The 26,525-nt window shown below is 73.8% G+C and carries 27 protein-coding genes; 12 read left to right on the top strand and 15 right to left on the bottom strand.

The features are described from left to right. Positions 1–2 precede the first annotated feature (2 nt). From ACFVWU_RS26035 to ACFVWU_RS26020, 4 genes are all read right to left on the bottom strand, one after another. Complete coding sequence (locus ACFVWU_RS26035; protein WP_387625326.1) at positions 3–791, bottom strand: SDR family NAD(P)-dependent oxidoreductase; 789 nt, start codon at positions 789–791, stop codon at positions 3–5. A 79-nt stretch (positions 792–870) separates the two neighbouring features. Next, complete coding sequence (locus tag ACFVWU_RS26030) at positions 871–1,758, bottom strand: hypothetical protein (RefSeq protein WP_387625324.1); 888 nt, start codon at positions 1,756–1,758, stop codon at positions 871–873. A 247-nt stretch (positions 1,759–2,005) separates the two neighbouring features. Beyond that, positions 2,006–2,287, bottom strand: coding sequence for a hypothetical protein (locus ACFVWU_RS26025; protein ID WP_387625322.1), 282 nt, complete (start codon positions 2,285–2,287; stop codon positions 2,006–2,008). A 223-nt stretch (positions 2,288–2,510) separates the two neighbouring features. Further along, a complete protein-coding gene (locus ACFVWU_RS26020) occupies positions 2,511–3,365 on the bottom strand; it encodes an SAM-dependent methyltransferase (protein WP_387625320.1) in 855 nt (284 codons plus the stop codon). A 225-nt stretch (positions 3,366–3,590) separates the two neighbouring features. On the opposite strand from ACFVWU_RS26020, the gene ACFVWU_RS26015 reads away from it, so the two are divergent. The 6 genes from ACFVWU_RS26015 to ACFVWU_RS25990 all read left to right on the top strand — a co-directional run bounded on the left by ACFVWU_RS26015 (position 3,591) and on the right by ACFVWU_RS25990 (position 9,736). Then, positions 3,591–4,223 carry an RNA polymerase sigma factor gene (locus ACFVWU_RS26015; protein WP_387625318.1) on the top strand — a complete coding sequence of 211 codons (633 nt, stop codon included), beginning with the start codon at positions 3,591–3,593 and terminating at the stop codon, positions 4,221–4,223. After that, on the top strand, positions 4,220–4,957 hold the full coding sequence (locus ACFVWU_RS26010) for a hypothetical protein (protein WP_387625316.1): 738 nt from the start codon (positions 4,220–4,222) through the stop codon (positions 4,955–4,957). Before ACFVWU_RS26015 ends, ACFVWU_RS26010 begins: the two co-directional genes overlap by 4 nt. Before the next feature lie 291 nt (positions 4,958–5,248). Further along, positions 5,249–7,615, top strand: coding sequence for an ATP-binding cassette domain-containing protein (locus tag ACFVWU_RS26005; RefSeq protein ID WP_387625314.1), 2,367 nt, complete (start codon positions 5,249–5,251; stop codon positions 7,613–7,615). Positions 7,616–7,721: 106 nt separating this feature from the next. Then, positions 7,722–8,324: a hypothetical protein gene (locus ACFVWU_RS26000; RefSeq protein WP_387625312.1), complete on the top strand. Its 603-nt coding sequence runs from the start codon at positions 7,722–7,724 to the stop codon at positions 8,322–8,324. Beyond that, positions 8,321–9,328, top strand: coding sequence for a serine/threonine-protein kinase (locus tag ACFVWU_RS25995; protein ID WP_387625310.1), 1,008 nt, complete (start codon positions 8,321–8,323; stop codon positions 9,326–9,328). Before ACFVWU_RS26000 ends, ACFVWU_RS25995 begins: the two co-directional genes overlap by 4 nt. Before the next feature lie 33 nt (positions 9,329–9,361). Then, complete coding sequence (locus ACFVWU_RS25990) at positions 9,362–9,736, top strand: DUF1304 domain-containing protein (RefSeq protein ID WP_387625308.1); 375 nt, start codon at positions 9,362–9,364, stop codon at positions 9,734–9,736. Positions 9,737–9,820: 84 nt separating this feature from the next. On the opposite strand, the gene ACFVWU_RS25985 is transcribed toward ACFVWU_RS25990, so the two are convergent. Beyond that, the gene (locus tag ACFVWU_RS25985; protein WP_387625306.1) at positions 9,821–11,161 is read right to left on the bottom strand and encodes a streptophobe family protein; all 1,341 of its coding nucleotides are present in this window, start codon (positions 11,159–11,161) and stop codon (positions 9,821–9,823) included. 472 nt (positions 11,162–11,633) lie between these two features. Between ACFVWU_RS25985 and ACFVWU_RS25980 the strand changes: the two genes are divergently transcribed. Continuing rightward, positions 11,634–12,968, top strand: a complete 1,335-nt coding sequence (locus ACFVWU_RS25980) for a DUF6777 domain-containing protein (protein WP_387625304.1) — start codon at positions 11,634–11,636, stop codon at positions 12,966–12,968. Between the two features lie 74 nt (positions 12,969–13,042). Here ACFVWU_RS25980 and ACFVWU_RS25975 read toward each other — a convergent pair whose 3' ends face one another. Then, positions 13,043–13,363, bottom strand: a complete 321-nt coding sequence (locus ACFVWU_RS25975) for a winged helix-turn-helix transcriptional regulator (protein WP_387625344.1) — start codon at positions 13,361–13,363, stop codon at positions 13,043–13,045. Between the two features lie 20 nt (positions 13,364–13,383). Here ACFVWU_RS25975 and ACFVWU_RS25970 point away from each other — a divergent pair, with 20 nt between their 5' ends. Further along, complete coding sequence (locus ACFVWU_RS25970; protein ID WP_387625302.1) at positions 13,384–13,695, top strand: hypothetical protein; 312 nt, start codon at positions 13,384–13,386, stop codon at positions 13,693–13,695. A 7-nt stretch (positions 13,696–13,702) separates the two neighbouring features. On the opposite strand, the gene ACFVWU_RS25965 is transcribed toward ACFVWU_RS25970, so the two are convergent. Beyond that, positions 13,703–14,140 (bottom strand): DUF4259 domain-containing protein, encoded by a 438-nt coding sequence (locus tag ACFVWU_RS25965; protein ID WP_387625300.1) that lies wholly within the window; start codon positions 14,138–14,140, stop codon positions 13,703–13,705. A gap of 121 nt (positions 14,141–14,261) precedes the next feature. Between ACFVWU_RS25965 and ACFVWU_RS25960 the strand changes: the two genes are divergently transcribed. Then, positions 14,262–15,068 (top strand): nucleotidyltransferase, encoded by an 807-nt coding sequence (locus tag ACFVWU_RS25960; RefSeq protein ID WP_387625298.1) that lies wholly within the window; start codon positions 14,262–14,264, stop codon positions 15,066–15,068. A gap of 15 nt (positions 15,069–15,083) precedes the next feature. Here ACFVWU_RS25960 and ACFVWU_RS25955 read toward each other — a convergent pair whose 3' ends face one another. Next, positions 15,084–16,685 carry an LCP family protein gene (locus ACFVWU_RS25955; protein ID WP_387625296.1) on the bottom strand — a complete coding sequence of 534 codons (1,602 nt, stop codon included), beginning with the start codon at positions 16,683–16,685 and terminating at the stop codon, positions 15,084–15,086. Next, on the bottom strand, positions 16,678–17,253 hold the full coding sequence (locus ACFVWU_RS25950) for a DUF6542 domain-containing protein (RefSeq protein ID WP_387625294.1): 576 nt from the start codon (positions 17,251–17,253) through the stop codon (positions 16,678–16,680). Before ACFVWU_RS25950 ends, ACFVWU_RS25955 begins: the two co-directional genes overlap by 8 nt. 256 nt (positions 17,254–17,509) lie before the next feature. On the opposite strand from ACFVWU_RS25950, the gene ACFVWU_RS25945 reads away from it, so the two are divergent. Continuing rightward, entirely contained in the window at positions 17,510–17,716 is a 207-nt protein-coding gene (locus ACFVWU_RS25945; RefSeq protein WP_387625292.1) for an antitoxin, read from the top strand. A gap of 73 nt (positions 17,717–17,789) precedes the next feature. Continuing rightward, entirely contained in the window at positions 17,790–18,485 is a 696-nt protein-coding gene (locus ACFVWU_RS25940) for a transglycosylase SLT domain-containing protein (protein ID WP_387625290.1), read from the top strand. Between the two features lie 12 nt (positions 18,486–18,497). Here ACFVWU_RS25940 and ACFVWU_RS25935 read toward each other — a convergent pair whose 3' ends face one another. The 3 genes from ACFVWU_RS25935 to ACFVWU_RS25925 all read right to left on the bottom strand — a co-directional run bounded on the left by ACFVWU_RS25935 (position 18,498) and on the right by ACFVWU_RS25925 (position 22,266). Continuing rightward, positions 18,498–19,061, bottom strand: coding sequence for a hypothetical protein (locus ACFVWU_RS25935; RefSeq protein ID WP_387625288.1), 564 nt, complete (start codon positions 19,059–19,061; stop codon positions 18,498–18,500). 175 nt (positions 19,062–19,236) lie between these two features. Next, a complete protein-coding gene (locus ACFVWU_RS25930; protein WP_387625286.1) occupies positions 19,237–21,444 on the bottom strand; it encodes an RICIN domain-containing protein in 2,208 nt (735 codons plus the stop codon). Between the two features lie 375 nt (positions 21,445–21,819). Then, positions 21,820–22,266, bottom strand: a complete 447-nt coding sequence (locus ACFVWU_RS25925) for a hypothetical protein (protein ID WP_387625285.1) — start codon at positions 22,264–22,266, stop codon at positions 21,820–21,822. A gap of 396 nt (positions 22,267–22,662) precedes the next feature. Here ACFVWU_RS25925 and ACFVWU_RS25920 point away from each other — a divergent pair, with 396 nt between their 5' ends. After that, positions 22,663–25,182, top strand: a complete 2,520-nt coding sequence (locus ACFVWU_RS25920; RefSeq protein WP_387625283.1) for a cytochrome P450 — start codon at positions 22,663–22,665, stop codon at positions 25,180–25,182. Positions 25,183–25,225: 43 nt separating this feature from the next. On the opposite strand, the gene ACFVWU_RS25915 is transcribed toward ACFVWU_RS25920, so the two are convergent. The 3 genes from ACFVWU_RS25915 to ACFVWU_RS25905 all read right to left on the bottom strand — a co-directional run bounded on the left by ACFVWU_RS25915 (position 25,226) and on the right by ACFVWU_RS25905 (position 26,451). Continuing rightward, positions 25,226–25,369, bottom strand: a complete 144-nt coding sequence (locus tag ACFVWU_RS25915; protein WP_387625281.1) for a DUF6126 family protein — start codon at positions 25,367–25,369, stop codon at positions 25,226–25,228. A 62-nt stretch (positions 25,370–25,431) separates the two neighbouring features. Continuing rightward, complete coding sequence (locus ACFVWU_RS25910; RefSeq protein ID WP_387625279.1) at positions 25,432–25,776, bottom strand: ArsR/SmtB family transcription factor; 345 nt, start codon at positions 25,774–25,776, stop codon at positions 25,432–25,434. 213 nt (positions 25,777–25,989) lie between these two features. Beyond that, complete coding sequence (locus ACFVWU_RS25905) at positions 25,990–26,451, bottom strand: hypothetical protein (RefSeq protein ID WP_387625277.1); 462 nt, start codon at positions 26,449–26,451, stop codon at positions 25,990–25,992. Positions 26,452–26,525: the final 74 nt, after the last annotated feature.

Raw genomic sequence — 26,525 nt, 5'->3', positions numbered from 1 at the left:
GCTCATCCGAAACGGGAGGCCATCCGCCGGAACACGCCGGGCGCGACGCCGTGGATCCGGGCCGGGAAGCCGAGCCAGTGCGGGACGTAGAGGCGGTCGCGCCCGGTGGTGATGGTGGCGACCACGGTGTCCGCGACCCGCTCCGCCGAGACGGGGCGCGGCCGCTCGCGCTGGTACGGAGTGCCGCGCCGGTCGAAGAACGGGGTGTCCACCGCGCCCGGCAGCACCAGGCGCACTCCGACCCCGGTGCCGCGCAGCTCGTACCAGAGGCTCTCGGCGAACATCGCCAGCCCGCCCTTGGTCGCGGCGTAGCCCGATTCCTCGCGCACGCCGACCTGGCCGGCCATCGAGCCCACCAGCACGATCCGGCCGCGGCGGCGCTCCAGCATGCCGGGCAGCAGCAGCCGGACCAGGCGCAGCGGGGCGGCGAGGTTGACCTCGATCATCCGGTCCAGGGTGTCGGAGGGGGTCTCGGCGAAGGGCCCGCGCCAGCCGAGGCCGGCGCTGGCGATCAGCGCGTCCACCCGGCCGGTCTCGGCGAGCGCGGCCTCGGCGAGGCGGGCCGGGCCGTCCGGCTTGCTGAGGTCCTCGGGCAGGGCGCGCCCGCCGGTGCGCTCGGCGAGCGCGTCGAGGCGGGCGCGGTCGGTGCCGGAGAGCAGGGTCTGCCATCCGGCGTCGGCCAGACGGGTGGCGGTGGCGAGTCCGATGCCGGAGGAGGCCCCGGTGATCAGCGCGACGGGCCGCTCGGTCGGGGTCGACCGTCGGGCTCGGGACTGGACTTCCTCCGCCATCGTGCACCTGCCGCTCCGTGGGCGTTTTCGCCGTCCGATTTGTCCGGTAAGTCACCTTCGCACGGCAGAACCGTCCGGGCTACCGGGGCGGGACGGCGGGCTCCGCCTCGGCATCCGTCCTCCGGATGGACAATTCGGCCGACTCGCCCTCCAGTTCGCCGAACCGGGAGAGCAGGAACGTTCCGCCGACCGCCACCGCGAAGCCCGTCAGCGCGCACCAGGCGAAGCCCGGACGCGCGGCGTCCCCCAGCGAGAGCACCCCGACCAGGGCCGGGCCGAAGGTCTCGGCCACCGTCCCGGCGGCGGTCGCGGCCGTCACGGTGCCGCGCTGCAGGGCCAGGGCGTACGCGAGGTAACCGCCGAGGCCGCCGACGACCAGGGCGTAGGCGGCCGGGTCGGTCAGCAGGCCGACCGGGCCGGAGGTGTCCAGGACGCGCACGGCCAGGCTGGTGATCCCGAAGCCCACGCCCGCCAGCAGGCCGAGCCCGGCCGCCGCTGCGGTGCCCGCCCGGCGGACCAGAACCAGGGTGGCCGGCAGCATGGCGGCGGTGGTGGCCAGCAGCGCCCAGTGGAAGGCCGCCGGGGCGTACTCGCGGCCCTCCCTGCCGGAACCGACGGCCAGCAGGGTGAGGCCGATGACCACCGCGAGGATGCCCGCGACATCGCCGGGGCGAAGTCGGGCGCCCAGCAGCCAGACGGCGGCCAGGGCGGTGACGGCCAGGCTGGCGTTGGTGACCGCCTGGACGAGGAAGAGCGGGAGGCTGCGCAGGGCGACGATGCTCAGCGCGAAGCCGAGGATGTCGACCAGGGTGCCGACGACGAACTCCCAGGACCGCAGCAGCGCGGCCAGCAGCCCCGCCCGCACCCGGTCCGCCCGCGGCGCCGAGCGCGCCCCGCGCGCCTGGAACACCGCCCCGAAGCCGAAGCAGACGGTGGCGACCAACGCGGTGGTGAGTCCCAGCAGCATGCCTCTCCCAGCCTCGCGGGCAGCATCGGTTCACCACCAGTCTGGGGCCGGGGCGGCGGGGGTGCACGGGTGAGGCGGGTGGGGGTGGTGGTCGCGCCCGCGCGGCGGGGCCGGACGGAGCCTCAAGGAGCGGCCGACGGCCCGGCGCTCACAGGACTGACGCTCGCGGTACTCACGATCGCGGTACTCACGATCGCGGTACTCACGATCGCGGGACTCACCCTCACGGGACTCACGCTCACGGGACTCAGAAGACGAAGTAGCTCGCGCCGAAGGCCGAGGCGGACCGACCGGGGTCCACCTCGGCGGTGACCGGCCCCTGACAGTTCGCCGCGGCGTGCACCAGGACCATGGACGTGGTGAAGTTCTGGATGGACACCGGCGACGAGGTCGCGTAGCAGCCCCGCTGCGGGTTCTCGCGCGGCACACCGTTCACCACCAGGACGCCCGTCGCCGCCTGGGCGGGGACGGCGAGCGCGAACACACTGGCGGCGGCCAGCAGGCCGACCGCGGCGATACGACGACGCATGACTGTTCTCCTTCTTCAGGTCAGGGGCGCACGGCAGGCACCGGCGCCTTCTCCAGCCATGGCTTCCCCGCGCAGCCTGTCCGTGTCGGGGCCGACCCGCCCGCCCCTCGGACAGGCGAGCGTGCGCCGCCGCGGGATCGGCCGAGCGCGGCGGCGAGCAGTGCGGCCGTCCCGGCGATCAGCGGTTCGTCCGTTCGAGCGGCCTGGTCGGAGGGCCTGGCGGTCAGGACGGCGAGCAGGACCGGCCGGCCGGCCGGGGTCCGGGCGATGCCGATGTCGGCCGCAGCGCCACCCCCGCGTACCCGGACGCGTCGGAGCCCGAGACGGCCGGGTCGTCGGCCGTGGGCCGCCAGTGCGGAGCGGGGACGATGCCCGGGGGCAGGAGGGTCCAGCCGTCGAAGAAGCGGGCGAACTCGACGCGGGTGCGGGCCTGGAGGGCGGTGCCGGCGGCCTGGTAGATGCCGACGACCCGCCCCATCTCCTCGGGGGCGAACTCCACGGTCAGGTGGGTCATCACCAGGGCGCTGCCCGGGGCGAGGACGGACTTGAGGTGTTCGACCAGCTCGTACGCGCCGTGGGCGTCGGGGACGAAGTGGAGCAGGGCGTTGAGGGAGAGCGCGACCGGGCGGCTGAAGTCGATGGTGTCGCGCAGGCCCGGGGCGGCGAGCAGGCCGGCCGGGTCGGTGACGTCCGCCTCGATGTAGGCGGTGCGGCCCTCGGGGGTGCCGGCCAGCAGGGCCTGGGCGTGGGTGAGCACGATCGGGTCGTTGTCGGCGTAGACGACCCGGGCGCGCGGTTCGACGCTCTGGGCGACCTCGTGCAGGTTGGGTGAGGTGGGGATGCCGGTGCCGATGTCGAGGAACTGGTCGATGCCGGCCAGGGCAAGGGCGCGGGTCGAGCGGTGGACGAAGGAGCGGTTGGCCCGGGCGGCGTCGCGCACCCAGGGCGCGATCGCCAGGACGTGGCCGGCGGCCTCCCGGTCGGCGGCGAAGTTGGTGAAGCCACCGAGGTAGTAGTCGTACATCCGGGCCGAGTGCGGCACGTTCAACCGCAGGTCGACCCCGTCGTAGAGACTCATCGCGCTCCCCCTCGGCATCGCGGACAACGTCCGAATTGCTGCCCACCGTATCCGGGGGCCAATCGTCGCCCGCCATGGCTCAACCCCTCGACAGATCCCATGAGATGACAATCTGTATTTGGTTTGCAGCCTGGAGTGACAGGCCTGATGGAATGAGGATGGGCGCAGACAGCCCGACCCTCGGATGGCGCGGCGAGCAGCCGACGGCCACGGAAAGCAGGCTCGATGACGATCGACAGGGGTGCCCCCGCACACGGACACCGGGGCGGGACGGCGGTGGACCACACCGACGGGACCGGGGCCCAGTGGGGGACCGAGGCGGAACTCGGCCTGCGCCTGGACCTCACCTATGCCGCCTTCTGCGAGACGCACCAACCCGCTTGGCACGCCCTCGCGTTGACCCGGATAGGCAGCCCGGCCGACGCCGTACTGGTGGTCGAGGCGGTCAAGGCCGACCTGGCCCACTGCTGGCCGCAGGTGCTGCGGTTCGAGGAACCGGCGGCGTACGCCTGGCGGTTGGCCACCCGGCACGTCGCGGACTGGGTGGCCGCCGAGGAGCCGGTGGAGGTGGAGGCGGTCACCTTCGCGGCCGTGATCGGGGCGTTCAAGCGAGTCGCCGACGGGCTGCTGCACAGCGAGGCGGACGAGGTCCGACTGTACGCGGCGATCCTCGAACTGCCCGACCGGCAACGGGACGTGGTGATCCTGCGCTATCTGCTGGGTCTGCACGCCAAGGTGATCGCCGCATACCTGGGACGGCCGGTGGCGACGGTGCACTCCAACCTCCGGCACGCCCGGGAGCGGCTGGCGCGCCGGCTCGGGGTGCGTGAACTGCCGGACCGGGGAGGCGAACTGTGACCACCGACCGCGAGGAACGGACGCCGAGTGGGGCGTGCACCGCCGGCGGGGGGCGCGCGGTCTTCCGCGTGCCCCGAGTCGAACGTGCCAACGCCGAGCGGATCGCCGCCCTCCGGCAGGCCCGGCTGACGGCAGCCCCCGCCCACCTGCCCTCGGAGCACGAGCAAGCCGCTTTCGAACTCGGCCTGGTGGTCGCCCTGGTGCTGGGAGCGCCGTGCGCCTCCCAGGGGCTGGACCTGCTGGTCAACGCGCGCCGCATCCAGCCGGAGGGAGCGGAGGTGTTCGGCGCGCTGCTGTACGCCACCGGCAAGGAGGAGGGCGCCGAGTTCTGGTGGCGGTTCGCGGCCGGCTCGGGCAGCGGAACGGCCGCGTACTGCCTGCATCTGCACCACCTCAAGCTCGGCGAGACCGACGACGCGGACTACTGGCGGGCCTGGTCGGACCAGCTGTCGGCGGTCGAACGCCAGCCCGCGCCAAGGCCGTTGCGGATGAGCAGGCCGCTGCTGCCGGAGGACGTGCGGCGCGACATCCTCTCCCGGGTGCACCGGGGGCTGGCGCCGCAGCTGCCGCCCGCGCTGGTCACGGTGATCGACCGGCTGCCGCTGCAGGGCGGGGAGGGCGAGGGCGAGGAGGAGGTGCCGAACCCGTGGGGCCTCACCTCGGGGGCGACCTCGGCGTGTTCGTGGGACCTGCCGTGGGGGCTCGACGAGACGGCCGACGGCCCGTTGGGGTGAGTCCACTCCCGGCCACCCGCGCTCCCTCGTTCAGGTGAGCACGGCCGACCGGGCGACGGTCTCCGGGGCCCGGCCAGGACCAGGCGCGGCGCCCGGCCGTCGGCGCGGTCCGCTCGGACGGTCCGGGACCGGCGCGACCGCGGCCAGATGCCCACGGGTTCCCCGGGCCCGATGTGCGGGCACGCCGAACGGTGGCGCTACGCCGCGACAGTGCTGCGCCACGACAGTGGTCCAGTCCAATCCCGCCATCCGGAAAGGCCGCTCACGGGCACCGACGATAGAATGCACACCATGGGAGAGCGCTCCGGCGCGCCCACCGCGCCGCCCCTCGTCCTGGTCACCGACCGCGGCTCCCAGCTGATCGACCCGACCCGGGCCTACCACCTCGGCCGCGATCCGACCAGCGAGATCGTGCTGGACGACCCCCGGGTCTCCTGGCACCACGCGGTGCTGCGCACCGCCGAGGACCACTGGCTGCTGGAGGACATCGGCAGCACCAACGGCACCTACGACCAGGGCCAGCGGATCAGCCGCGAGGACGTCGGCCCCGGCACCCGGCTGCGCTTCGGCGATCCGGCCACCGGCCCGTCCGCGACCTTCGCCGGGCTGCCCGGCCCCGCCCAGGCCGATCGCACCGTTCTGCTCACCCCGCGGTCCTCCGGCGTCTTCCGCAGACCGAGCGCCGTCCTCCAACTGCCCGGCCACACCGTCCGGATCGGGCGCTCGGACGACAACGGCCTGGTGCTGGACGACCTGGTGGTCTCCCGGCACCACGCCGAGCTGCGCGAACTGCCGGACGGCGGCCACGAGATCGTCGACCTGCACAGCCACAACGGCACCTACCTCAACGGCCATCCGGTCAGCCACGCCCCGGTCGGCCCGGCCGACATCGTCGGCATCGGCCACTGCGAGCTCTGCCTGATCGACGGCCGACTGGTCGAGTACATCGACACCGGCGACATCTCGCTCGACGTCCAGCACCTGGTCGTACGGGTCGGCCCGGACCACAAGGTGCTGCTGGACGACGTCGGCTTCCCGCTCACCGAGAAGGCGCTGCTCGCGGTGGCCGGCCCGAGCGGCGCGGGCAAGTCCACCCTGCTCAACGCGCTCACCGGGCTGCGCCCCGCCGACCAGGGCACCGTGCTGTACGACGGGCGCGACCTGTACCACGACTACGCCGAGCTGCGCCGAAGGATCGGTCTCGTCCCGCAGGACGACATCCTGCACACCCAGCTGACCGTCCGCCGCGCCCTGTCCTACGCCGCCGAGCTGCGCTTCCCCGACGACACCGCGAAGGACGAGCGGGAGACCCGGGTTTCCGAGGTGATCCACGAACTGGGCCTGGACGACCGGGACGAGCAGGTGATCGCCAGCCTCTCCGGCGGCCAGCGCAAGCGGGTCAGCATCGCACTGGAGCTGCTCACCAAGCCCTCGCTGCTCTTCCTCGACGAGCCGACCTCCGGCCTGGACCCGGGCATGGAGCGCTCGGTGATGCAGATGCTGCGCGGACTGGCCGATGACGGCCGTACGGTCGTCGTGGTGACGCACAGCGTGCTGAGCCTCAACGTGTGCGACCGCCTGCTGGTGCTCGCCCCCGGCGGCCGGACCGCCTACTACGGGCCGCCGACCGAGGCGCTGGCGTACTTCGGCTACGAGGAGTGGCCGGAGGCCTTCGAGGCGTTCGAGAGCGACTCCGAGGGTGTCTGCCAGCAGCGTTTCCGCGGCTCGCCGCAGTACCGGCGGTACGTGACGGCCGAAGCGGCGCACCTGCCGCACCCAACCGTGGCATCCGCTCCGGCCATCGGGCACGAGAAACCGCAGAGCTGGCTCTCCCAGCTGAGCACCCTGGTGCGCCGGTACGCCGCGGTGCTCGCCGCCGACCGGCTGTTCCTCACCGTGATGATCGCGCTGCCGTTCATCATCGGCCTGATGTGCCGGGTGATGGCCGGTTCACAACTCACCGATGAGAACGCCATCAACTGCCTGCTCACGCTCTGCCTCGGCGGCGTGCTCACCGGCTCGGCCAACTCGGTGCGCGAGGTGGTCAAGGAACGCGCGATCTACCGGCGGGAACGCGTGGTCGGGCTGTCCAGGTCGGCGTACCTGGCCTCGAAGGTGGTGGTGCTCGGCGCGATCACGGTCGCTCAGGCCGCGGTACTGACCGTGGTCGGCCTCGCCGGGGTCACGCTCTCCGCACAGGCGCGGCCGAACGCCCCGCCGCCGGTGACCACCGGTGTTCTGATGCCCCAGCTGCCCGAGCTGATCATCGCGGTCGCGCTGCTCGCGTTCACGGCGATGACGCTCGGTCTGGTGGTCTCCGCGCTCGTCGGCAAGGAGGAGACCACGATGCCGCTGCTGGTGCTCCTCGCCATCGTCCAGATCGTCTTCAGCGGCCTGATGCTCAGGCTGAACGGCGTGCCCGGCCTGGAGCAGTTCGCCCTGCTGTGGCCGTCCCGGTGGGGCCTGTCGGCCATGGCCCGCACGGTCGACCTGAGCCGGCTCACCGTCGCGACCCCGATCACCGCGGACCCGATGTTCCGCCACGAGCGCGCCGGGTGGGTGGTCAGCATGGTCGCGTTGCCCGTCCTCGCGGCGGTGTACGGGCTGGTGGTGCTCGCCCTGCTACGGCGCCACGAGCCGACGATCATGCGCAAGTAGCCGCCCCGGCCTCCGCCGGTAGAGTGGAAACGACCTGTGGTGCGAGTGCCGCGCGCAGCCCCTGCCCCCGGCTCCGGCTCGCGTGGCGGAGGAAATGCGGCCGCCCATGGACGAGTACGCGTTCAGCCCCACCCACGTCGCCCCGCCGAACGGGATGGCGACCTGGGCAGCCCCGGACCCGGCGCGGCCCTCCGCCCGGCTGGACCCGCTGCTCCCGTTGCGGCTGATCGCGAACCAGGGCGACTGGGCGCAGGTGCTCTGCTCCAACGGCTGGACCACCTGGGTGGACGCCCGTCTGCTGGTCACCCTCCCGCAACCGCCGCCCGCCGTCGGGGGCCCGCCCGCGCGAACCGCCGACCCGCGCCCGGCGCTCGCCGAGGCCGAGACGGCGCTGGCCCGCTACCGGGCCCTGCTGGAGGACCTCGCGGCGGGCACCCAGGACCTGGAGTCCTTCCGGGAGCGGACCCGCGGACTGCGGCTCGGCCTGGTGGCGGACGGCGAGGCGATCTGGGTGTTCGACCCGGTGCACGACCGCTGGTGCTACTGCGACGGGCTGCAGCTGCAGACGTACGCGGCCACCGACCGGCCCGCGCCGCAGCCGGCGCCCGGCCCCGCGCCCGGGCAGACGATCGCGCCCGGCCCCGCACCCGGGCAGACGATCGCGCCGGTGCGCAGCCCGTACGCGCCCACCCGGACCGGTGAGCCGTGATCCCCGCCGACCGGACCTCCGCACCCAGCCTGCCCGCGGGCCTGGTCGGGCGGAAGGTCGCGGGCTACCAGCTGGAGGACGAGATCGGGCGCGGCGGGATGGCCGTGGTCTACCGGGCCAAGGACCTGCGGCTGGGCCGGACCGTCGCGATCAAGCTGCTGGCCCCGGAGCTGGCCCGCAACGAGGTGTTCCGGCAGCGGTTCATGCACGAGTCGGAGGCGGCCGCGGCGATCGACCACCCCCACATCGTGCCGATCTTCGAGGCCGGAGAGCACGACGGCATCCTCTTCATCGCCATGCGCTACGTCAACGGCGGTGACCTGCGTGCCCTGATCGACCGGGGCAGCCCCTTCCCGATCGAGCGCGCCGCCCGGCTGGCGCTGCAGATCGCCTCCGCGCTGGACGCCGCCCACGACCACGACCTGGTGCACCGGGACGTCAAGCCGGGCAATGTGCTGGTCGCCGCCGGGACGGACAGCGAGCACCCCGAGCACCTGTACCTGGCGGACTTCGGGCTCACCAAGAAGTCGCTCTCGCTCAGCGGGCTGACCAGCATCGGCCAGATCGTCGGGACGCTGGACTACGCGGCGCCCGAGCAGATCTCCGGCAAGCCGCTGGACGGGCGCTGCGACCAGTACTCCCTCGCCTGCGTGGTCTTCGAGATGCTCGTCGGCACCCCGCCGTTCCGCCGGGAGAGCGACCTCGCGCTGCTCTGGGCCCACCTCAACGACCCGCCGCCGCTGCTGCGCGAGCACCGGCCGGACCTGCCGGCGGCGGCCGAGGCCGCGGTGGCCCGGGCGCTCGCCAAGGCGCCCGGCGAGCGGTACGCCAGCTGCCTGCAGTTCGTCGCCGAGCTGCGCGCGGCCACCGTCCCCGCCCCGTGGGCCGCGGGCGGGCCGCCGACCCAGGTGGTCCCGGCGGTCGATCCGGGCATCGTCCAGGTGCCGGAACCGCCCGCCTGGGCCGCGCCGGTGGTCCACCCGCCGCCCTGGGACCGAGCCTGACGCCGTACCGCGACCGAGAGGAAGCCGCCGACCATGAACGCCGTGAGCCAGGTCTTCGCCATGCTCGCCGCCGCGATCCACCTGGTGGTGTGGCCGCTGGAGAGCTACCTGTACGGGCACCCACGGGTGCGCTACCTGCTCACCGGCAGCACCGCGGACGCCCCGGAGGTCCGGCTGTGGCGCTTCAACGTCGGCTTCTACAACCTGTTCCTGGCCCTCGGGCTGGTCGCCGGCCTGGTCCTGCTGCACACCGGCCACGCGGGGTCGGGGCGGCCGGTGATCCTCTACATCGGCGCGTTCATGGTGGCGGGCGGGATCACCCTGTTCGTCTCGGAGCCGAAGCTGTGGCGCGGTGCCCTCGGCCAGGCCGTCCCGGCCGCGGTCATCCTGATCGCCCAGGCGCTCTGAAGCTGTCGGCGGGTGGGTCACCACCTCGCGGCGCATGGCGCAGCATCTCTCCGCGGGTGGCTCAGCACCCCCCGGCGGAGTGGCTCAGCCGCCGCCCTCCGTCAGTTCACCGCGGTGCCGGACCCGGGCCGCGAGCAGCGCGCCGAGCGCGCCGGTGAGCAGGCCCCAGCCCGCCGCCAGCGGGACGGCCGTCCACAGCGCCGGGCGCAGCCTCAGGCTGCCGCTGCCGAATCCGGTCAGCGGGTTGTTGCCGCCGAGCACGGTGCCGAGCAGATCGGCGAGGCCGCCCTGACCGAGGCCGACGCCCAGGACGGAGAGCCCGTAGTCGGCGTCGATCCTGGTCCACAGCCCGACCAGCAGTACGGTGACGGCAGTGGCCAGGGCGAAGCGGACGGCGTGCTGCCAGAGCCGGACGGTGCGCGGGGAGCGCTGGGCGGCGAGGAAGGCGGCGGCCAGCAGCAGGAGGGCGGCCACCGGAAGCAGCCACCAGCTGCGGGCGTCGTGGTCGGCCAGGGTGCCGAGGTCGATGGTCGCCTCTCGCCCGTTCGGGGCGCGCAGCACCGAGCTGAGCGCCTTGGGGATGGGCAGGCCGACCGCGCCCTCCAGCCGTCCGTGCCACTGGGCGCCCAGCCCGAGGCCGAAGGCCAGCCAGACCAGGTCGGGCAGGGCGAGCAGCACCACGGCCAGGGTCTGCCGGGCGTTGCCGTGCGCGATCGCGGTGATCACCCCGGCCACCGCGCCGATCACCACGTACGCCAGCAGCACCATCCAGAGTGCGAACGCGGTTGGGCGGACGGCGAGTTGGTAGCGCAGCAGGGCACCCGGCAGCGGCGCCCGCCGGGACACCGCGAAGGCGGCCGCGAGCACCAGCAGCAGCCAGGCCGACCCGATCCCGATGGTGGTCGGGCCGTCCGCGTGGAAGCCGACCTCCGGGGTGAGTCCGAGCGCGCTGCCGATGGTCTGCGCCAGACTGCCGCCGAGTGGGACCACGAACGTGTGCTTGGCCACGACCGTGATCAGCACCAGGGCGAGCACCCAGAGCAGCACCGTCCGGACGATCCGGCCGAGCAGTTCGCCGCCCCCGGCCACCGCGCGGAAGCGCAGTTGACGCAGGAACACCTCGGCCATCGCGACCGCGCCGACCAGCGAGACGGTGAGCGGCATCGCGGTGACCCCGGCGTCCACGGCGGCGAAGCTGCCGGCGCCACCGTCGAGTTGGACGGATCCGCCGACGGCGAGCGCCATCGTCGCGGCGAGGACGGGCGGGAAGCCGCCCTCGGGAAGGTCCCCGGCACCGGCCAGCCAGAGGCCGAGCGCGGCCACCGCCGCCATCGCGACCAGCCCAGCCAGCACGACGGCGAACGCGTCCAGCCATCCGCGTACGACGCCGGGCGGGCCTGCGGCCCGGGTGATGGGCTGCTGCATTCCGCCTCCTCTGGCTGAGCCGGCCGGTCCGGTCCCGGGGACTCGACTCCCACGGGTGCCGGTCTCCCCGGGGTGTCGGGTTCCAGCCTGACCGACCGCCGGTGGGCACGCTCGGCGACGGCCGCCAAACCTGCTGTTGCGACAAACGGGGTACCGAGGGAGAAAGGGAACCCACTGGCAGGAGCTTCCCGTGCCGGCCGTTCTCGCCGGCCGCCTGCGAAACGGAGCCTCGATGAGTTCCCAACCGCCTCCCTCCGGCCCGCCGAGCGAGCCCCCGTTCGGCCCGCCGTCCGGTCCCCCGTCCGGCCCACTGGCCGGACCGCCATCCGTACCCCCGCCGCCCTCGGGCCCGCCCGGACCGTCCGGGCCATCCGGGCCGTCCGGGCCGCCTTCGGGTGGTGGCGGCAGCGGCGGTGCCGGTGGCGGTCGCGGGCCGCACACGCCGTGGTGGCGCTCCGGCAGGGGCCTGGCGGTGGCGGCCACCACGGTGGCGGCGGCCGTGGTGGCCACCGTGCTGATCGTCAACAACCAGGGCGGCGGCGGCAAGACCGAGACGCTGCCGACCGCGAACGAGGTCGCACTGCAGGCACCGGCCGATCCGGGCCCTGACCCGTTCACCCCATCGGTGGAAACCACCCCGGTGACTCCACCGGCACCCGCCCCGGCGACCTCGCAGGCGCAGCAGCCCGGGCAGGCCGGCCACAGCACGTCCCCGGCCGCCCTGCACAGCGTCCAGGGGGCCTCGAACGGGCTCTACGCCGGGACGATGTCCAAGCCGAGCTGCGACACCGAGCGGCTGATCGGAATGGTCTCCACCGGCGACACCGGCCGGGCCTGGGCCTCCGCCGCGGGCATCGACCAGTCCGCGATCCCGTCCTACCTGCGCTCGCTGACCTCGGCGTACCTGCGAGTGGACACCCGGGTGACCAACCACAACTACAAGAGCGGCGCGGTGACCGAGTACCAGTCGGCGCTCCAGGCCGGCACCGCCGTACTGGTGGACGCCCAGGGCGTGCCAAGGGTGCGCTGCTCGTGCGGCAACCCGTTGAAGCCGCCGGTACTGGTCTCCGACGCCAAGTACGTCGGGCACCCGTGGCAGGGCTTCCAGCCGACCAACCTGATCGTCGTGGTTCCGGCGCCGCAGGCGGTGACCGAGATCGTCCTGGTCAACGTCGAGACGGGCGGCTGGTTCGCCCGCCTGACCGGGCGGATCGAGGTGGTGGACAAGCACGTCGAGGCGCCGAAGGGGCCGCTGGCACCGGGGGTTCCGCCGCCAGGGACGATGAAGCCGGGCACACCGACGGCGACCTCCTCGACCTCCGGCGCCACGTCAGGACCGGGCTCGGCGACCACCTCGAAGGGAAGTCCCTCGGGAGCGACCTCGTCCGGAGCGACATCCTCGGGCGCCAAGTCTTCGGGCGCCACGTCCTCCGGCGCCACGTCCTCCGGAGCAACCTCGTCCGGAGCGACATCCTCGGGCGCCAAGTCGTCGGGCGCGACATCCTCGGGCGCCACGTCCTCCGGGGCCACGTCTTCCGGCGCGTCGACGGGGACGGGGACGGGCTCTGCTTCGGCTTCGACCAGTTCGGCCAAGCCGTCGGAGACGACCGCGACGACGAACACCTCCGCCCCATCGACGGCGGCGACCACCGCCCCTTCGGCGCTCACCCAGTCGCCGCAGTCGCCCAGCAACAGGACCACGACGACCGGTTCCGGCACGACCTCGGCGGGTACCTCCACGAGTTCCGGCACGACGTCGACCGCCACCGCGCCCAAGCCCCCCACCACGACCGGCGCCACTCCCTGACCCCGCCTGACCCCGCCTGACCCCGCCTGACCCCGCTGCCACCGTCCGAACCCGGCCGGTGGCAGCGGCACGTCTCAGGGCAGCAGCACCTTCGCGTCCTCAGGCCCGAGCAGCCGCCCGTCCGCCGCCCGGACCTCCACCAGGGCGACCGGCTCCCCCGACGCGCGGTCGACCAGCCGGGTCCGGGGCTCGCCCTCGGCGAAGAACCACTGGTCGCCCCACTGCCGCAGCGCGGTGATCACCGGGAACAGCGCGCGGCCCTTCTCGGTCAGCACGTACTCCTGGTACGGGCTGCCGTCGGCGGCCGGGGCGAGTTCGAAGACGCCGTTCGCGACGGGCCCTCGGTGCCGGGTACGCGGGCCGCCAGGCCGACCGCGGCCGCGCCGAACGCACAGCCGGCCTCGGCCTGTCGGCCATGCTGGTCGCCTGGCTCCCCGCCGCGCTGCTGCCGTACTCGGTGTGGTGGCTGGTGCCCGCGATGGTCGTGATCGACTACGGCCTGCAGTCCGTGCACGTGATCAACCAACACCTCCTCTACCAGGTCCGCCCCGAGGCCCGGAGCCGCCTGACCGCGGGTTACATGCTGCTCCACTCCGCCGGCTGCGGGGCCGGCGCGATCGCCTCCACCGTCGGCTACGACCACGGCGGCTGGCCGGCCGTCTGTCTGCTCGGCGCCGCGACCAGCCTCGCCGCGCTCGGCTACTGGTGGGCGGCAGCCAGGCGCTGAGTGCCCGTCAGAGCTCGAACAGCGGAACGTCCAGCACCGCCGGAACCGGCTCCAGGACATCGCGCAGCGCGCGTATCCCGCGCCGCCACGCCGGGCCGTTCCCCGCCTCGCCCCACAGCTCCGCGAGCTCGGACCCCTCCTCCACCACCCGGTCGAGCGCCGCCACCGCGAGCGGGCGCAGCTCGACGGGCAGCGGGGGTATCGGCTCGTCCGGGCCGTAGGCGCTGTCCACCGCTGCGCCGCCCGGGCACTGGGCGGCGACCAGCGCGGCGGCGGCCACGGCCGCCACGCCCTCGCCGTCGTCCAGGTACTCCGGATTCCGGGCGGCGCGCTCCAGCGCCACCCGGAGGAGTCCAGCCCGCTCCTGCGGCGCGGCATCGTCGAGGCCGCCCGCGAAGTCCGCCGCGGTGTCGTTGTCGAAGCAGCCGATGTCCCAGGTGCCCATACCGGTCCCCACTCGTGCTCGTGTGCGATGGATGCTTGCACACCCCACTGACAATTCGACCTGGCCCCGACTTCGGGGATATTCGCTGGCCAACCGCACTTCGGGCGGGCAGAGTGCCGACATGATCAGCAGGGGACTGGACGGGGACGGGTACATCGCGCGGGAGGGCTCGCTGGTGCGGGTGCCCGCGGCGTTCGCGGCGGTGGTCGACACCGCCCGGGAGCGGATCGCCGCCGCCTTCGACCCGGCCCGGCTGCACAGCGCCTACCTCTACGGCAGCATCCCGCGCGGCACCGCGGTCCCCGGTGTCTCCGACCTCGACCTGCTGCTCGCCCTGCACCACGCGCCCACCCCCGCCGACCGCGCCGAGGCCGACGCGCTCGAAGCCGGTCTGGACGCCACCTTCCCCCAGGTCGACGGCGTCGGCGTGCTCCTGTTCTCCACCGGCACGCTGCTGAGCGAGTTGGAGCGCCACGACCTGGGCTGGTTCGTCGCCTGCCTGTGCACCCCGCTGCTCGGCTCGGACCTCGCCGGGCAGCTCCCCCGCTACCGTCCGACCTCCCTGCTCGCCCGCGAGACCAACGGCGACCTCGCGCTCGCCCTCCCCGGCTGGCGCGAACGGCTGGCCGCCGCCGGCTCGGACGCCGAGCTCAGGGCACTCAGCCGCGCGGTCTCCCGCCGGATCGTCCGTACCGGCTTCACCCTGGTCATGCCCCGCTGGGGCGGATGGACCAGCGACCTGGCGGCCTCCGCCGAGGCCTTCGCCGGCTACTACCCCGACCGCGCCGCCCAGTTGCGCCTCGCCGCCGTGATCGCCCGCACCCCCACGACCGACCGCGCCGCCCTCGGCACGCTGATCGACGACCTCGGCCCCTGGCTGGCGGCCGAGTACACCACCGTCCACGGGGAGAAGGCCCCGCGCCCTTGAGCGGCGACTCAACACTCAGTCAACGCAGGGAATCCCGCCCGCCTTCACCGCCGGCCCCTGCATCGGCAGGCCCGCGGCCGGGTCGGTGGAGCCCTCCGCCGAGGCCGAGGCTCCCGCGCTGGGGGACGCCGGGGTGGGAGTCGGCGTCCGGCCGGCGGCGAGCGTGAGCACGACGTGCCCCACCGCGACGGCGGAGGACGGGACGGCGGTGACCCCGTAGCGGGCCGCGATCTGCTGGGCGTCGGCCTTGGCGCCGCTGCCGTACGTCACCGTCGTCGCCCGGGTCCTCGCCGGTGCGTCCCCGATCCGGCCCGCCTGGTAGCCGAGTTCGACCAGCGCCTTGGACTCGGCGGAGGCCGCGCCCGCGCCGGCCGCCGCGTTGACGTCGACCACGGACTTGGGCGCGGCGCTGGGCGAGGGCGTTGCGGTGGCCGTCTCGCCGGGGGCCTCGCTCGGGGCCGCGGCCAGAGCCGCGGGCGCCGGTTCGCGGTTGAACAGCTGCCGGACGATCTTCTTGATCAGGTCCGGGTTGACGGTGTTGACCTCCTGCCCGCCGATGGTCTTGAACCCGGCGATCGGCAGGGTGTTGAACTCGACGTTGCCGCCGGTGAGGTTGGGCGCCTGCTGGGCGAAGTCGAGGATGTTCCACTCGTTGTCGATGACGACGTCCTTCTTGATCACCCCGAACAGCTTCTGCATCTGCCCGAAGTCGTTGAGCACGCCCTGCTGCTTGAGCCGGTACTCGACGGAGGAGATGAACGCCTGCTGCCGGTGGGTGCGGTCGAGGTCGCCGTTGGTGAGGTGGTGACGCTGACGGACGAAGGACAGCGCCTGGGCGGCGTTGAGCGAGCTGATCCCGGCGGGCAGCTTGAGGCCGGTGCCGCCGCCCTCGTGGGTGGCGGTGCGGGCGATGATCGGATCGTCGACCGGGTGGTTGAGGCAGACCTGGATCGGTTCGACGGCCTTGGCGATGTCGTAGAAGCCGATCAGGTTGACTTCCGCGAAGTGGTCGATCGGGACGTCGAGGAAGCTCTGCACGGTCTGGATGGTGGCCGAGCGCCCGGCCTCGCGGCTCTGCCGCTCCAGCTCCGCCTTGGACAGGCCCTTGCCGGCGAGTTTCGCCTCGGCGGCCTCCTTGGCGATGCCGTAGGCCTCCTTGATCTTGTGCATCTTGCCGTCGGCGCCGGCGGTCTGCACGTAGTCGTCGCGCGGGACGGACAGCGCGGTGACCTTGCCGCCGTTGGCCGGGATGTGCAGCACGATCAGGGCGTTGGTGTTGTAGCCGCCGATCTCGCTGGAGCCCGCGTGCAGTTCGTCCTCGACGAACTGCTTGGGAAGGTCGTTGCCGTCCATGTCCTTGCGGCTGTCCAGGCCGATCAGCAGGAGGTTGACGGACTTGTCCAGGTGCGGCGGCGCGTTCTTCTTGGCCTCGCTCAGCGCGGTGGACTTGATCATGCCGTCGTCCAGGCTTCGGTACTCGTACCAGGTGAAGCCGCTGGCGCCGAGCACGGCGGCCGACACGGTACAGGCCAGGGTGCGACCGGCCACGGCCAGCGAGGGGGCGCCGCGACGCGGGGTCCGGCCGCGGGGGCGGGGTCGGTTGCCGCGCTCAGCCACGGCGGCTCCTTCCGCTCGGGGCTGCGGCCCCGCCGGGTCGGCGGCGGTCGAGCACGGTCCGGATCACGATGACCAGCAGCGCGGCGGCCACCGCCTCCGCCATCACCGGGAACGCCCCGACCACCCAGCGCACCGCGCCGGTGCCGAGGCCCTTGCCCTGGTACTTGTCGGGGTTCGACAGGTACTCGACGCCCGCGGCCGTGAGCAGCACCACGATCGGGGTGGCGGTGACCACCCACCACCGGCCGGTCCGGCTGCACAGCGCGGCCGCGGCGGCCGTGCCGAGCACCGCGCCGACCGTGAAGAGGATGCCGACGCCGGGGCCGCCCAGCTCGTCCGCGATCCCGCCGAGCAGCGGCAGCCCGACCGCCGCCGGAGCCGCGAGCAGTCCGCCGCGCCGACGGGCCTGCTGCCTGCGGCGCGAGGCCCCGGCGCGCTGGGCGCGGACGTCCCGGGCCCGGTCGACCCCCCGGCCGCCGGCGGGACGGGAGCGCTGGGCGGGCACGGCACGGTCCTCGGTGCGCGGTCCCGCGTCCTGGTACGGCGTTCTCGCCCGCTGGCCGGCCATGCGCACTTCCCTCGGTCGTTTCGGCTGCGGCGGCGCAACCACGCCACCGCACGTGCCGGGACGCCTTCCGTCCTGCGGCGGTCCCAACTTCTACAGATCTGTAGAGGTTGGGCTGGAGCATACAAACCCATTTCAGCAAAGTCACCCGCCGCCGCTCGGCAGCGGCGGACCGCCCGGTGGGCCGTCGTTAGGATGACCATGATCCCCGCCACGTCGGCACACCAACAGGAACGCGTCAGAGGAGCAGAGCGTCACCATGTTTGAGAGTCTGAAGAACCTCGCGGGCAGGGCCACCGACCTCGCCCGTGAGCACAGCGACGTGCTCGGGCAGGGCCTGGAGAAGGTCGGCGACGTGATCGACGACCACACGGACGGCAAGTACAGCGGGCAGATCGACACCGGCGTCGAGAAGGCGAAGGACTTCCTGCGCAACCTCGACGGGGACCAGAAGCCCGCCGAATAGGCCTGCCGCGGGGCACGATCGACTGTACAGCGATCGAACGGGAATACGGGCGGACGGGGAGGGGCCGGAAGCGGTGAGTGAGGAGCACAAGGGGTCGCGCTGGGGGCGCTGGCTCGTGATCGGCGTCCTGGTCGCGGCCGGGTGGGGCATCGTCCGCGGGGGCGGGCACGACACCGCGGCGTCCTCCTCGCCGTCCGCCTCCGCCACCGCGGGCGGGGCGGCCGCGATCCCGTCCGGTGCGCCGTCCGCCGGGGCGCCCTCCGCCGCGCCGTCCAAGCCCTCCGGCCGCTACGACCCGGCGGACTACGCGGCGCCGGTGCGCCAGTACGCCGCGGAGGCCGGGGTCGATCCGCAGCTGCTGATGGCGATCCTCTACAACGAGTCGTACAAGCCGCACGACCCGGACCTCGAACGGGCCTGGCAGCGCAACAAGCCCGACGCCTCCTTCGGCATCGCCAACATGCACCGGGCCGCCTTCGACGACACCAAGCCCGGCCGCCCCTTCGCCTCCCGCCAGTGGGAGGAGCTGCCGGACGACCGCAACCTGGCGATCCAGGCCGCCGCCTGGCACCTGCACGACCTCTCCGGGCAGCTGCCCGCCCGGCCGAGCGCGCCGTTGAACAAGAACGAGCTGCTCGCCCTCGGCTACAACGCCGGCGCGGGCAACATGCTGGCCTTCGCCCGGGGCGTCAAGATCGGCCCGCAGGCGCAGTCCTACCTGGACCGCCTGCACGACAACTGGACGAAGTCCGGCGAGGCCGTGAAGTAGGCCGCGCCGCGGTCAGCCGCGCGCGCGGCGGCGGAGCCAGAACCCGGCGGCGACCAGCAGGACGGCCGCGGTGGCGGTGCCGATGGCGGCCCAGGTGGTGGCGTCGTCGGTGGTCTCGTGGGCGGGGGTGCCGGTGGCGGCCGCCGCCGTCACGGGGGTCGGCGCGGCCTCGGTCCTCAGGCCCAGCGGCGCCGGGTCGCTGATCGCCGCCGCCTCGACGTCGAGTTCGCGCTCACTGTGGCCGAGGGAGGGGAACGCGCAGTCGACGGTCACCCGCCAGTGCCCGGCCGGGAGCAGCTCGCGGGTGGTGTACGTCCCCGGCCGGCCCTGGACGGCGACCAGGCGCCAGGGGCCTACGGCGCGGCCGTCGTCGGCGGTCGCCGAGAGCGTGCCGGCGAACTCCTCGGTGACCGGGTCGTGGTCGTTCTCCCAGGTCGCGACAGTGCTGACGTGGCCGTTCTGCTGGCCGGTGACGTCCAGGTGGACGGAGTCGCCGTGGGCGGCGGCGGGTGCGGCGGCGGGCAGGACGGCCGCGACGGAGAGGGCGAGGGCGGCGAGGAGCGGGCGGGTTCGCATGGCGGGCATTCCTCGGGCGGTATGGGGTGAGGGCGCTTGGAGCAGTGGCGCTTGGAGCAGTGGCGCTTCGAGCGGTGATTCTTTGAGCGGTGGTGCTTTGAGCCGTGGATGCCGGATGCGGCCGCCGTCGGGTGGTGACGGCGGCCGCACCCGTGTTGCGCGGGTTCGAGCGTGCTTACGAGGTCTTCAGCAGCGACCAGCTCTGGTACGGCCGGCCGTTCGGCTGCTGCAGCTCCAGCAGCCAACCACCGTAGTACCAACGGTCGCTGAGCCCGAGCACCAGGGTGGAACCGGCCGCGGTGACGGTGAAACCGCCGTCGGTGGCGCCCAGTTGCCACTTCTGCGCGGCGTTGTCGGTGCACGGCTGCTGCGCCACGTACTGCCCGGCGACGGCCGTGCCGCCGAGCTGCAGGCACTTGTCGGAACGGACGGACTTGATCCGCACGGCGCCGTCACCGGCGTCCTCGAAGGCCCACTTCTGGTTGGCGTAGCCGGTGCGCTGGTAGGCGATGGCCACGGTGCCGTCGTTCATCGAGCTGCCCCACAGGTCGGCGGCCTGGCCGGTGAGGCCGTTGACCAGGGTGTAGTGGGTGCCGGGCTGCGGGTGGCCCGCGTCGGCGAGGGTGCGGAAGGTGGCGGCGCGACCGGGCTTGGAGACCGCCCCGGCGGCGTCCCGGACGGCGACGGCCACGGTGTAGGAGGTGCCGGGCGCCAGTCGGACCACGCCGACCACGGTCGAGCGGACGGTGCCGATGGTCTGGCCGTTCAGCTGGACGTCGTAGCCGGCCGCGGCCGGGACCGCGTTCCAGCTCAGCATCACCGAGTTCTGGGTGATCTGACTGGTCGTCACCTCAGGAGCGCTTCCACCTCCGGTGGTCGGGGTCGCGGTCGGCGACGGCGATCCGGTCGGTGTGGCGGTGGGGCTGCCGGTGGGCGTCGGGGACGGCGAGGGCGTGCGGGTGGGCGATCCCGTAGCCGTCGGAGTGGGCGTGGGAGTGGGCGTGGGAGTGGGGTTCGGGCCGGTGCCGTTGCCCGCGATGAGGAAGCGGTTGTTGGCGACGTTCCAGTGGGTGGCCAGGTAACTGCCGGGCGCGGGGTCGGTGTTGTAGTAGTCGTCGTGGCCGCAGTCGAGCCGGTCGTCATGGGCGCGGTCCGGGCAGACGATCTGCATCTTCGGGTAGTAGGGGGCGTCCGAGTAGCACATGATGTCCCACTCGTCCGTACAGTGACCGGCCTTGCTGGAGTGGGGCGCGCTGTTGTTCACCGCGCCCAGGTTGTGGCCGAGTTCGTGCGCGGCGGTGGAGCCGCTCCAGCAGCCGGAGTCGGTCCGCCCGTACGAGGGGCCGAAGTTGCTGAGGTTGTCCTGGCCGGGGCGCTCGTCGCCGGCGAAGGTGCCGATGCCGCAGTACACCTTGGCATCGGTGAACATCATGTACTTGCGGTCCTTGCGGTTGAACCCCTGCGCGGCGAGGGCCTTGTTGCTCGCGTTGAAGTCCTGGATCTCGGAGTCGGAGATCTGCACGTTCAAGACCGAGGCGGTGCAGTCGGATTCGGTGACGAAGCGGACGTGCCGGACGCCGCCGGTCTCCTGGGCGCTGGCGTTGTAGATGACGTCGACGTCCGCGGCCCACTTCTTGAACGAGGACAGGTACTGGGCGAAGCGGTCGTTGCCCGGGGTGTGCACGTACACCACCTGGACGCGGTTGCCGCTGCTGCCGTCACCCTCGCAGACCAGGCCCGAACCGGCGGCCGGGGCCTGGGAGGGGGCGCCCTGCGGGGCGCCCGCGGTGCCGGAGTCGCTCAGCAGCGCCTTCTGGGTCGCGTCGAGGACGGGCGCGCCGCCCTTCAACAGGTCGGCCGCGGCGGGCGGCTGGGCGTTCGTCGGCGGGGTGAGCGCGGGCGCCTGGGCCACCGGGGCGGCCACCGGCTGGACGTCCTTGTGGATGTCCACGTCCTTGGGCGGCACGTCCGGGCCGTGGCTGCACTGGGTGCTGCCGGTGACCTCCAGCATGTTGCCGCAGCGGTCACTGGTCGGCAGGCTCAACCCCGCGTAGACCAGGCCGCGTTCGGGCTGGTCCTTGGGTATCGCCTTGGGCGGGGCGGCCTTCTCGTCCCGCTTCGGGGCGGGCGCCTTGGTCGCGCCCTCGGCCGTGCCGGTCTGACCGGGGGCACCGTCGTCGCCACCGTCCGAGACCGCGTCGGCCCGGTCCGCCGGGGCGTCCGCCGCCGCGACCGCGCTGTGCACGGCCGCCGGCTCCAGCGCGCTGCGCAGACCCAGTGTGCCCGCGATCAGTCCGGCCGCCACCGCCACGGCGACCAGGGTGCTCCTGCGGGTGAGCCGGCGGCGCCTGCGCCGACGGAGTTCGCTGCTCCGGTGTCCCATCGCGTTCCTTTCCTCGTGCGACGGCCCGCGCGCCCCGTGGTGAGGGACGCCCGGACCTTCCGACACTCCGGAGAGCGACTGGGGCGGCCGGGAATAACAGAAACCTCTTGCGAAATCCTTCGCGGCGTTCGAAACCCTGAGGCGGCGACCGGGCGAGGGCGTGGAGAGGCCGGGGAGCGCGTTCGGGGGATGCGCGCTCCCCGGCACGGGGGTGGCGGCCACCCGGCCGGCGTCCCGGAGCTGGCGACCCGGGCGGCCGAGACGGAATGCCGGACCTGGTGACGAGTGGTGACCAGAGCTCCGACCGGGCAGGTTCGCGCCCCGGACCTGCCGGTGCCGACCGGTGTCCGACGGTCCGTCACGCGGGGGGACCGGTCAGGCCGCGACCGTGATCCGAGCCGGGGACGCCGCCGGCGCCCCGGTGACCCCGGCGACCCCGAGGCTGCCGTGCAACCGGGCCAACCCGGCAGCGAGCACGGTGCGGTCCCCGGCGAGCCAGAGCCGCAGGGCCGCGGAGAGCGCCGCGCTGGCCGGTCCGGCCGCCGGCCCGCCGGTGCGCGCGAGCCGCTCACCCAGCAGCGGCAACAGCTCCGCCACCGGGGCGGGCAGCCAGAGGGTCAGCGCGCAGGGCGCGGGCCGGGCGAGGACCCGCAGCAGCGGCAGGACGGAGGCCTCGTCGTGCAGCGCCGGGACGACCTCCAGCAGGCCGTCGACCGCCACCTCGGAGACGTCGCCGCCGTGGCCGCGCGCGAGGTCCCGCAGCAGCGCCCGCTCGGCGGCGGTGATCCGGACGGTCAGCATGACCTCGTCGTCACAGTCCATGGTCACGGTCCCCTGTCGTGGCGTCAGTGGAGTCGGGGGCGGGCCGGTGGCGCAGACGGGTCATCAGGCCCTCCTTCTCCGCATACCATGGTGGCCCTCGCACGCCTGGGCGGCGAGGGTCCAAAGACCCCCCCTCGGCGGGCGGCGAGGCCGTCGTCGTTCCCGCAGGTCAGCCGTATCCTCGGGAGCGAGATCCGGACCTCCGACCGATGGACCGTTGGAGTGATCCACCCGCGCTCGGCGCAACGCCTATGGCACCGGCGCGTTTCCCATGACGTGCGCCCTCCCACAGTGGCGCACGCGGGCTCGCGTCCACCGGTCCCCCGGTTCCCGGCCGGCCCGCCGGTACCTTCCCCCGGTACCGCCGCACCGTCCCCTCCGATGAGAGGTAGTGTCATGGCCCTGCCGACAGACACCCTGCTGTCAGAGACCCGGAAACGGATCGCCCCGCCGAGAACCGCGCCGCCCCCCACCCCCACGACCCGCTCGGCCGTCCCCCCGCTCGCCCCCGGCGCGCTCCCCGGCCTCGGCCACGCCGCCGCCCTGCTGCGCGACCCGCTCGGCTTCCTCGGCTCCCTGTCCCGCTACGGCGGTGTGGTCCGCATCCGGCTCGGGCCGCGCACCGTCTGCGTGGTCACCGACGCCCGGCTGGTCCACACCCTGCTGGTCGCGCTCGCCTACGACTGTCCGCGCGGCGCCGTCCAGGACACCCTGAAGACGGCCTTCGGCGACGGCCTGCTGATGTCCGAGGGCCAGGCCCACCGCGACCGCCGCCGGATCATCCAGCCCGCCTTCGGTCCGGACCGGATGGCCGAGTACCTGACCGTCATGCACCAGGTCGCCGAGGAGCGCGCCGGACGTTGGCGGCCCGGCCAAGTCCTCGACGTGGCCAAGGAGATGAACCACCTGGCGCTGGAGATCGTCACCCGCACACTGTTCGACGCCCGGCTCGGCGAGGACGCCACCCTCGCCTTCCACCGGGCGCTGCCGGACCTGGTGAAGGGCCAGATCGTCCAGTCCCTGTACCCGCACCCGGCGCTCGCCCGGCTGCCGCTGCCCGTCAACCGGCGCTTCGACGCCGCCGTCCGGGTGCTCAACCGGGTCGTCGACCAGGCCGTCAACGGCCGCTCGGGCCCTGCTGGTTCGCAGGCTCGGGTGGAGCACCGGGGCACCCTGCCCGCCCTGCTGCGGGCCGCCACCGACCCGGCCACCGGCCGTCCGCTCACCGAGGCCGACGTCCGCTCCGAGGCGATCACCATGTTCGGTGCCGGGACGGAGACCGTCTCCACCACCCTGACCTGGCTGCTGGACGAACTCCTGCGCCACCCCGAAGTCGAGGCCCGCCTCCTCGCCGAACTCGACGAGCACCTGCCCGCCGGAACCGCCCCCACCCCGGAGGCGCTCGCCCGGCTCAGCTACACCCGCAGCGTCACCCAGGAGGTGGTGCGGCTGCACGCGCCCAACGCCTTCCTGATGCGCACCGCCCAGGTGCCGGTCGAGCTCGGCCCGTACGGCATCCCGGCGGGCACCGAACTGCTCTACAGCCTCACCGCCCTGCACCGCGACCCGGTCCGCCACCCCGAGCCGCTCGTCTTCCGGCCCGAGCGCTGGCAGGACGGCGGCGGGGCCGGGCGGCCGTCCTTCCTGCCGTTCGGGGCGGGCAAGCACAAGTGCATCGGGGAGGCCTTCGCCTGGGCCGAGCTGACCGTCGCGGCTGCGGCGATCCTGCGCCGCTGGCGGCCGGTCGCGGTGCCGGGGGCGCGGGCCCGGGAGGTGGTGTGGACGACGGTCCAGGCGCAGGGGCTGCGGGTGCGGCTGGCGCCGAGCTCGGCGGTTCCGGCAGGTGCTACGGGGGGTCCGGCGGGTGCTCCGGCGGCTCCGGCAGGTGCTCCGGCGGCTCCGGCGGCCTCGCCGGGCGACGCGGCGGGTGCCGAGCGGGCGGCGGCCGGCGGGTGCCCCTTCACGGCCGCCGCAGCCGCGCCGGCCGCTCCCGCCCGGCGCCGCCTGCCCGCCGAGCTGCGCGCCTCCGCCGACCGGCACGCCGACTGGGCGGTCCGCCAGGGCCTGCTCACCCCGGCCGAACTGCCCGGCTACCGGACCTACGCGCTGCACGAGCTGATCGGCCTCGCGTTCCCGACCGCCCGGGGCGGCGAGCTGGACCTGCTGGTCGACATGCTCGGCTGGTTCACCATCCTGGACGACCGCTTCGACGGCCCGCCCGGACGCCGCCCCACCCAGGCCCGCGCCCTGGTCGACCCGCTGATCACCGCCCTCGACGGCGGCGCCCCCGCCGACACCGCCGACGACCGCCTCCTCGTCGCCTGGCGGGAACTCTGGGATCGCCAGACCAGGGCGATGTCCCCCGCCTGGCGCGCCCGGGCCGCCCGCGAGTGGCGGGCCTGCCTGGCCACCTTCACCGCCGAGGCCGAACACCGCTCCCGCGGCACCGTCCCCGCGCTCGGCCTGAGCCTCACGGACACCATGCGGCTGCGCCGCCACGGCAGCTGTGCCTACCCGTTCATGAACATACTGGAACGGGTCCACGGCGCCGACGCCCCCGCCGCCCTGCACGCGGAGCCCGCACTGCACCGCCTGCGCGCCAACACCGCCGACGCGGCCACGCTGATCAACGACCTCTACTCACTGGAGCGGGAGGAACGCCAGAGCGCCGCCGCCTTCAACACCGTCCTCACGCTGCAACGGGTCCGCGGCTGCACCCGCAGCCGCGCCGTCCGCGCGGTGCGCGCCCGGGTCTCCCGGCTGCGGCAGGAGAACGAGGAGCTGCGCCGCGAGCTGGGCCGCCGCCACCCGGCGGGGCGCTGGTACCTGGACGGCACCCGGGAGCTGGTCGCCGGCGTGCACGCCTGGACCAGCACCAGCGTCCGCTACCTGGTGCCGGACGCACAGCCGCGCTGAGCCCCGCCGCGGTCCTCGTGACGGCCGCTACTCGCGACCGCCCCTACTTGCGGTCGCCGAGCGCGAACAGCAGCAGGACGAAGCCCGCGAACAGGTGGGTGGCGAAGACGTAGATGCCCGCGCGGATCAGCATCGCCTTGCGGCGGCGCTTCTCCTCACTCGTGCTGTCACTGGCACTGTCGCTCATGGCGCGGGTCTCCTCGGGTCGGCCGGTCGGGTCGGGTGCGGTCGCTGGCGCGGGCTGCGGACTCAGCGAGGTGACCGGCCGCCGGTCGCACGCAGCTCGGTCAGCAGCGCGCCCTGGTCGGTGATCAGCTCGGTCAGGATCCGACGTGCCGCTCGCAGCAGGTCGGCGACGTCCGGGGTGCTGAGCGCGTACACCACCGTGTTGCCCTCGCGGGTGGCCGTGACCAGCTGGGTGCGGCGCAGCACCGCGAGCTGCTGGGAGAGGTTGGACGGCTCGACCTCGATCTCCGCCAACAGCTCGCGCACCGGCCGGGGGCCGTCCTGGAGCAGCTCCAGCACCCGGATCCGGACCGGGTGGCCGAGGGTGCGGAAGAACTCCGCCTTGGCCTGGTACAGCGGGACCGGCATCGTCCGCTCCCTCTCTCGGATCCGGCTCGGTGGTCGTCCGACCGGGCGGGGTCCGTGCCGCGGCCGGTAGGCATCATCGCGACAGATGAAGATTTCTTCAAGTCATCACAGCAGGAGGTGACCTCCCCCACACCGCCGCCGGATTCCCGGCAGGCCGGGGCCGAGCCCGGGACGCTGCCAACTCCCGGGCTCGGCTGTCAGGGTGACGAGCCGTCAGCAGACTACAGGCAGATCCAGGGCGACCGGGGCCGGCCCCTGGAAGCTCTTCTCCACGGCGAAGGAGGCGTGCACGACCGAGCCGCACGGCACGGTGGCACTGATGCCGTCCACCCGTACCGTGCTGGTCGAGAAGACGGTGCGCCCGGACACCGCGCCGAGCGAGCCGCCGCCGACGACCTCGGCCGACAGCCTGGTGACCAGCTCCTGCGGCGCCGGCGGCCACGGCGTCCCCGGCGAAGGCGGCCCGGCCAGCCCGATCTGCCCGTACAGCACGACGCTGTCACCGGCCACCTCCGCGCACACCTTGGTGGACAACCCGGCCTGCAGACCGGACCAGCCGCAGGTCGTGACCGTGGCCACGGCGGCCTGCGGCACGGCGGCGAGCGCCGGCACGGGCGTCGCGAGCAGCGCGGCGGCACCGACCGCGCCCGCCGCGATCCGCTTGATGCGGTTCATGAACTCCCCCTTCGGAGGGTGTGAGGAATGGATCGAGAACATGCAATGTGGCACATGTGATATTTCATCCGTGC

Origin of the sequence: Kitasatospora sp. NPDC058190 (assembly GCF_042883685.1) — a bacterium.
Taxonomy (GTDB): domain Bacteria; phylum Actinomycetota; class Actinomycetes; order Streptomycetales; family Streptomycetaceae; genus Kitasatospora.
This window is presented reverse-complemented; position numbering and strand designations above follow the sequence as displayed.

Coding starts and splice junctions, on each gene's coding strand:
- ACFVWU_RS26035 (WP_387625326.1), bottom strand. CDS start 791: ATGGCGGAGGAAGTCCAGTCCCGAGCCCGACGGTCGACCCCGACCGAG.
- ACFVWU_RS26030 (WP_387625324.1), bottom strand. CDS start 1,758: ATGCTGCTGGGACTCACCACCGCGTTGGTCGCCACCGTCTGCTTCGGC.
- ACFVWU_RS26025 (WP_387625322.1), bottom strand. CDS start 2,287: ATGCGTCGTCGTATCGCCGCGGTCGGCCTGCTGGCCGCCGCCAGTGTG.
- ACFVWU_RS26020 (WP_387625320.1), bottom strand. CDS start 3,365: ATGAGTCTCTACGACGGGGTCGACCTGCGGTTGAACGTGCCGCACTCG.
- ACFVWU_RS26015 (WP_387625318.1), top strand. CDS start 3,591: ATGACGATCGACAGGGGTGCCCCCGCACACGGACACCGGGGCGGGACG.
- ACFVWU_RS26005 (WP_387625314.1), top strand. CDS start 5,249: ATGGGAGAGCGCTCCGGCGCGCCCACCGCGCCGCCCCTCGTCCTGGTC.
- ACFVWU_RS26000 (WP_387625312.1), top strand. CDS start 7,722: ATGGACGAGTACGCGTTCAGCCCCACCCACGTCGCCCCGCCGAACGGG.
- ACFVWU_RS25990 (WP_387625308.1), top strand. CDS start 9,362: ATGAACGCCGTGAGCCAGGTCTTCGCCATGCTCGCCGCCGCGATCCAC.
- ACFVWU_RS25985 (WP_387625306.1), bottom strand. CDS start 11,161: ATGCAGCAGCCCATCACCCGGGCCGCAGGCCCGCCCGGCGTCGTACGC.
- ACFVWU_RS25970 (WP_387625302.1), top strand. CDS start 13,384: ATGCTGGTCGCCTGGCTCCCCGCCGCGCTGCTGCCGTACTCGGTGTGG.
- ACFVWU_RS25965 (WP_387625300.1), bottom strand. CDS start 14,140: ATGGGCACCTGGGACATCGGCTGCTTCGACAACGACACCGCGGCGGAC.
- ACFVWU_RS25960 (WP_387625298.1), top strand. CDS start 14,262: ATGATCAGCAGGGGACTGGACGGGGACGGGTACATCGCGCGGGAGGGC.
- ACFVWU_RS25950 (WP_387625294.1), bottom strand. CDS start 17,253: ATGGCCGGCCAGCGGGCGAGAACGCCGTACCAGGACGCGGGACCGCGC.
- ACFVWU_RS25945 (WP_387625292.1), top strand. CDS start 17,510: ATGTTTGAGAGTCTGAAGAACCTCGCGGGCAGGGCCACCGACCTCGCC.
- ACFVWU_RS25935 (WP_387625288.1), bottom strand. CDS start 19,061: ATGCGAACCCGCCCGCTCCTCGCCGCCCTCGCCCTCTCCGTCGCGGCC.
- ACFVWU_RS25930 (WP_387625286.1), bottom strand. CDS start 21,444: ATGGGACACCGGAGCAGCGAACTCCGTCGGCGCAGGCGCCGCCGGCTC.
- ACFVWU_RS25925 (WP_387625285.1), bottom strand. CDS start 22,266: ATGGACTGTGACGACGAGGTCATGCTGACCGTCCGGATCACCGCCGCC.
- ACFVWU_RS25920 (WP_387625283.1), top strand. CDS start 22,663: ATGGCCCTGCCGACAGACACCCTGCTGTCAGAGACCCGGAAACGGATC.
- ACFVWU_RS25915 (WP_387625281.1), bottom strand. CDS start 25,369: ATGAGCGACAGTGCCAGTGACAGCACGAGTGAGGAGAAGCGCCGCCGC.
- ACFVWU_RS25910 (WP_387625279.1), bottom strand. CDS start 25,776: ATGCCGGTCCCGCTGTACCAGGCCAAGGCGGAGTTCTTCCGCACCCTC.
- ACFVWU_RS25905 (WP_387625277.1), bottom strand. CDS start 26,451: ATGAACCGCATCAAGCGGATCGCGGCGGGCGCGGTCGGTGCCGCCGCG.